This is a genomic window from Paenibacillus riograndensis SBR5, assembly GCF_000981585.1.
GTDB classification, from domain to species: Bacteria; Bacillota; Bacilli; order Paenibacillales; family Paenibacillaceae; genus Paenibacillus_AQ; species Paenibacillus_AQ riograndensis.
On the sequence record NZ_LN831776.1, the window covers coordinates 6803527 to 6809690 of the forward strand.

Genomic DNA, 6164 nt, shown 5'->3' on the forward strand with positions numbered 1-6164 from the left:
GATGATCACTCCCATTATGATTTTTGACCGGAATATAGCAATTGGTTGGCTTCGCTAACCTCCAGCTCCCCGGAAGCCAGCTTGCTCAAAATACCGTCGAGATCCTCCTCCGTTTCCTCTTCACTGGTCACCGGTTGAACAGAGCCGGCGGCATGCCCGTTCCTGTCTTCCAATAGGCTTTGAATATAATCCGACATTTCACTGATGGACGGATAGGTGAATATATCAGAGATATCGATCAGCGACGGGAACACCTTCCCGATTTCCTTGACTAAATAAATCGCCGATATCGAGTCTCCCCCCAGATCATAAAACTTATCGTTAATATTGATCTGCTCCAAGCCAAGCACCTTGACCCAGGCCTTTACAATGGCGCTTTCGATCCCGCTATAATCCCTGTGCTCCATTGGCACGGGGGGCAACCCGGTATGACCAGGAGCCTTGGGCCGGGTTGGCCTAATTCTTGCAGCTATCTCTGGTGCGAGGCTGAATGTGATCTGATCCTTGTATAATCCAAAGACCTTATCATCCAGTTCACCAATAATCACCTTCGAGATTTCCTTGTTCAGGACTACATTCAGAGCTTCTATCGCCTCGCGCGTTCCGATATTTTTGAACCCTTGCTCATTCTGATTCTCCTCAGTCCCTGCTTCTTTACCAAGCTTGTTCCTGTAATCGGCGAGCATCCCGGTATCTTTCCAGCCGCACCAGTTGATCGTCAGCGTCTTCTGTTCAGGCTTGATGAGACTTCTATATTCGGCGTACGAATCCAGGTAGGCATTGGCTGCTGTGTAATCTGCCTGTCCCATGCTTCCGCTCAGCGAGGTGATGGATGAGAACATTACAAAAAAGTCCAGCTTGTCCTCTGCAGTCAGCTTATCCAAGATCCGGGTCCCCTGAATTTTGGGCCTGGTCACACGATCAAAGGCCGCTTTATCTTTTCTAAAGATGAAGCCCTCCCCCGCAACACCCGCACAATGGAAAATGCCATTAATGCTTGTATACCGCTGCCTTAATTGCGCCAGCATAGCTTGCATCTCCCGTTCGTCCGCTACATCCGCCTGATAGCAGTCCACATTCGAACCGTTCGCTCTAATGTGATTCATGATCTCTGTCCTGGTATGATTCTTGCTGCCCGGATCAATTGGATGGCTCAAGCCGGAGCGGCCCACCAGAATCAGGTTAACCTTCGCCAGGGAAGAGAGATACCGGGCAACTTCCAGTCCCAATCCGCCCAGACCGCCGGTAATGATATATACGCCGTCCTTCTTGATCTCTGCTTGCTGATCCGGCAATGCCGGCACAGGAACGGCTTGCAGTTCCTGAACATAAGGTCTTCCCTCTCTGTACCCCACAAGCTCCACCTGCTTTTCTCCGTTGATCTCGCGGATACATTCTGCTGCACGGGTCTCTCCATCAATATCTATGCACCTTACATTCAGCTTGGAATATTCCTTCCCCAGCACCTTCCCGAGGCCAAAGAAGGCTGCATGATGCGGGTTGACTGCCGTTTCTGAACCGCTGATCCGGTGGACATGCTCTGCGAATAATACAAGCTCTACCGGATCATTCGGATGCTTCATGATCGATTGGGATAAATAGAATAAACTGTCCAGCCCAAGCTTCAGGTTGTACTCAAGTTGCTGGTGACCGCCTTCTGCGGAATGATCTTGGATCGTCATCAAATGAATGATTTGACTGATTTTTTGCAGTTCAATTGCAGCGAACAGCTTATCGTAATCCTCTTGCCGCCCGCCCAAGCTATAAGCTTGCTCCCCCCGCTCGGAAAAGGCCTGTCCCGGTATGGCCTCGATCACCTTTTTACCTGCCTGCCGCAAGGAAGCTATAATTTCCCCCGCCAGTTTGGCCTGATTGTGAAACAGGAGAATCCCCCCGTTAGCCTCACTGCGGCGGAGCAGCTTGTATTCATTCTTCTCCACCCAGCCAAGCTTATGATAGATGGACTTCTGAGCGGACGGTTGTTCAAGCGGCGTGAAGCTATGAACCCTTTTGACAATATAACTGCTGATTTCCCCGAATACTTCCCCCTGTTCATTCAGGAGCAGCAGATCAAATTTCCCTGTTTCCTCATTTTCATTGTTCTTCTTGGTGATATAACTGTAAAATTTCTTGGGCGTAGGGCCAAAGATTCTAAATTCTTTGTAATAGTAAGGCAGGTAGGTATCCTCATTGATCGTAAAAGTACCTGCATTTACCGCACAATCCATCATGGCAGGATGCAGATAGAACTGCTCCAGATCTTCCGCATATTCTGCTTGAATCTCCAGCTCACACAATACCCCTTCCTTGCTTCTATAGATTGCATTGGTGCATTTCCACCGTCCGCCCACGTTAATAATGCTCTCCGGCCGGTTGGTATCCTCTACGTATTGAACGGAAGTATAGCTGGATTCCTCAATCACCGGCCAGCTTTGATTGCGGCGAATGGCATACACCGAATCATAGGTTGTTTTTAGGGTCTCGATGTCATAGGTTGTGTGCGGCTGCCTTTCCTTCCTGCCAATCCAGGCCTCAGCATGCTTAATCCACTCTTCCGCTGCAGATGCTCTGCTGGCGACTGTGAATTTCAAAGCATCATCCTTAATATTAACGATAGTATGAATTTCTTTGACTTCATCCTTCTCTACCTTCAATAGGTTTAAAAAGCTGACATCGCTCAAAATAATATCCCGCGCCTCGCCGAAATGCCTTGTCCCTATTTCTTTCGCCATATCCAAGTATGCCGTGCCTGGAATCACGCAGGCGTCATTAACCTGATGTTCATTCAGGACCCAAAAATCCTGTACATTCAAATAGGAAACGTAGACTTCCAAATTCAGTGAGCTAACAGCCCGTTCTTGCAGCAGAGGGTGTCTGGTCCGGGCGGCAGTCAGGGATCTCCTTGACTCCGGCAGCTCTACCCATAATCTCTTCTGTTCAAAAGCGTATGTAGGCCAGCTTACCTTCCTGCAGTCGAGCTGGCGGTAGATTCCCTCAAAGTCCATATCCGCACCATCACAATAAGCCCCGCACAGCAGCTGTAAATCTGCTATGGACTTGTGGGATGATTCTGTTAAACCTCCGCTGCCGGTCATGCTTTTACCTATAAATTTCAGGTTCCGCTCCAGTTTCCGGTAATAGATATCTTCAGCTTTATAGGTTCCCGCTCCATTACGGGCCAGCAGCTTCAGCTTGCGGATCAATTCCTCGGTGGACGAAACGATCATTGCGATTCTGCATTGATTAGGAAGCCTTCCGGTATTGACGGTGTAGCAGAGGTCACTTATTCTTAATTCTTGTTCCTTGCCGAGAAACTCTAAATAATTCAAAATCAGTTTCTCCAATGACGCTTCAGTTTTGGCAGACACGGTAAAAATATGATTGGCCGGGACTTCGTCCTGGCGCTGCTCCAGCGGGGGAGGCCCCTCCAGGACGACATGGGCATTGGTTCCGCTAAGGCCGAAGCTGCTGATCCCGCATCTGTACACCCCGTCATAGCCCTTCCAATCGGTGGTCTGATCGTTCACATACACCGGTGAGCTGCTGAATTGGATATTCCGGTTGGGAACTTTGAAATGCAGGCTGGGCGGGATTTTTCTATACTGTATGGCCATCACTGCCTTGATCAGTCCCGCCAGCCCTGCCAGACTGTCCAGATGGCCGATATTGGTCTTCACGGAGCCGATGGCGCAAAACTGCTTACGGTCTGTGAACCGGTTGAAGGCCCGGTGTATGGCATGAACCTCAATTGGGTCTCCCAGCTTGGTACCCGTACCATGTGCTTCCCAATAGGTAACCGTTTGGGGGTCAATACGCGCTTCTTTCCAAGCGTCTGTAATTACATTTTCCTGTGCAGTCATGTTGGGAGCCGTAATTCCCACAGAGCTGCCGTCTTGATTGACGGCACTCCCCTTAATCACTGCATAAATATGATCCCGGTCCCGGATCGCCTTGTCCAGCGGTTTGATCAGAACTGCCGCAACGCCTTCCCCGCTGTTGGTGCCATCCGCCTGATCATCGAAAGTTCTAATACTGGAGTCCGAGGAGGTAATCCCGATGTTCAGGTTGTTCTCCTCTTCCGTCTTGGGAAATATCTTAATATTGACACCCCCGACCAGGGCGGCCTCACATTCATGATTTTTTATAGCTTGGCAGGCCACATGCAGCGCAACCAGAGAGGATGAACAGGCCGTATCAATCATCATGGAAGGGCCTTTGAAATCCAAAATATAAGCCAATCTGCCGGCGATGACGGACTTGATGTTCCCCGCGGTCGACAGACCGATCAATGACGGATCACCTTGCTCAATCAGCTTGAAATATTCGTTGCTGCCGTCACTGCTCAGACCTACATAAACTCCTGTCTTGCTTCCGCATAATTTCCCCCCGCCATAACCTGCGTCTTCCAAGGTACTCCAGGCTGATTCCAAAAACAGCCTCTGTCTGGGATCAATCAGCTTGGCTTCATTGGGCAGTATTCCAAAAAAACCGCAGTCAAATTTATCGATCTCATCCAGGTACGCAATCCTCGTATACTGGGTGTCTTCATGTGGAGACTTCCCCCCGCTGAATTCGAGATATCTGTCAGCGTCCGCTTTCCTGTGCAGGGGGATTTCTCGGATGCACTCTTTTCCTTTCAGAAGGACCTCCCAGAAGGCCCGCAGGTCATTAGCCTCACCGAACTTGCCGGACATGCCGATAATGGCAATGTCGCTCTCAGACATCGGCTTCACTGCGGAGTCCCGAAGAAGCCTATCTTCGGATTCAAGGGTGCTGGCGGTGAAAGCCGAAGCTTTCAGCTCCTTTAAGCTGATAAAACCATTTTTCATTTCCCCACCTCGTCATTAATTGTGGAATCGCAGCTTGCCGGTGATGCGTTATACACTGAAATTTTCGAAATATTTCCGGGTATTTGTCTCCTGAAACAATTGGTTGAACCGTTCGATCTGCTCTTCCTTTGGGGTCTGCTTCGTTTGAAAGACGGATCTCAGCATGTCTACAGCCTGATGCATTTGTTCTACCGTGGGCTGTTTTCCCGTTTCCTCAAGCTCAGCCTGAAGCTTCGCGATCCGTTCATACGGCTCGATGACCCCGCGCGTATATTCTTCGTTGTTCCAATTGTTATTTTTGGTGGCTACAGAGATTCCGAGGCTGCGGGAGATCAGAGTGAACGTGCTTGACGAATTGGAGGTTCCTTTCTCTGGCAGCAGAGCTGCTTGAATTTCTTCGATATCCTCCTGTTTGTCATAGCTGTAAGCAGCAATCCCTGTATTGTTTCTGACCAGATTTCTTAACGTCGCTTTGGGCCCAAATTCAATGGCGGTGTCTATCCCGTTCCGCTCCAGATATTTCATTGTCGCATACCAGTTCACCGGATTTACGATCTGCTGTGTCAGGATATCCCTGATCTGCCCTTTATCCTCATAAGGCAATGCGGACACATTGGATATCACCTGATATTGAGGCTGACTGAAATTGTAATTGCCCAGCTCACGGTTTAATTTCACTGCTGCCGGTTCCATGATTGGAGAATGGAAGGCTGCGCTGACATTCAGTTTGAAGATTTGTGCTCCTTGATTTTTCAGGACCTCAACAAGACGTTCAACAGCCTGCGCTTCTCCCGAGACTACAATATCCTTGTTCCCGTTATAGTTGGAAATCCCAATAATTCTTCCCTGGGCAGAGAGCGTTCTGCACTCCTCCTCAATGACGCTGTCCTCCACATCCCTGATCGCCGCCATGGCTCCTGCTCCAGTTTCTGCCGCTTCCTTCATATACAAGCCTCTGGCTCTGACCAGCTTGACAGCATCTGCAAATTCAATCGCCCCTGCGGCTGCCAGAGCGGAGTATTCACCCAGACTGTGGCCGGCGGCATAGCAGGGCTGTTCTCCAATTTCCTGCATATATACCCTGTACTGGGCTATGCTTGCTGCCAATATGGCCGGCTGTGTATTTTCTGTCCGGGATAACTCACTTGAACTGCCTTCAAAACAGAGCCTGCCCAGATCAAATCCCAAAACCTCACTAGCCTCAGCATAGGTTTCTTTGGCAATACTGAAGTTATCATAGAGGCTTTTGCCCATCCCCACATACTGGGAGCCTTGGCCTGAGAAGAGAAATGCTATTTTTGACATTGTATATTCCCCAATCTGTTTAAGATTTTA

The 6164-nt window shown here is 49.4% G+C and carries 2 protein-coding genes; both read right to left on the minus strand.

The features are described from left to right. Positions 1-14: 14 nt before the first annotated feature. A complete protein-coding gene (locus tag PRIO_RS28670; RefSeq protein WP_046505738.1) occupies positions 15-4829 on the minus strand; it encodes a type I polyketide synthase in 4815 nt (1604 codons plus the stop codon). A 48-nt stretch (positions 4830-4877) separates the two neighbouring features. Then, the gene (gene fabD / locus PRIO_RS28675; protein ID WP_020429590.1) at positions 4878-6134 is read right to left on the minus strand and encodes an ACP S-malonyltransferase; all 1257 of its coding nucleotides are present in this window, start codon (positions 6132-6134) and stop codon (positions 4878-4880) included. Positions 6135-6164 lie beyond the last annotated feature (30 nt).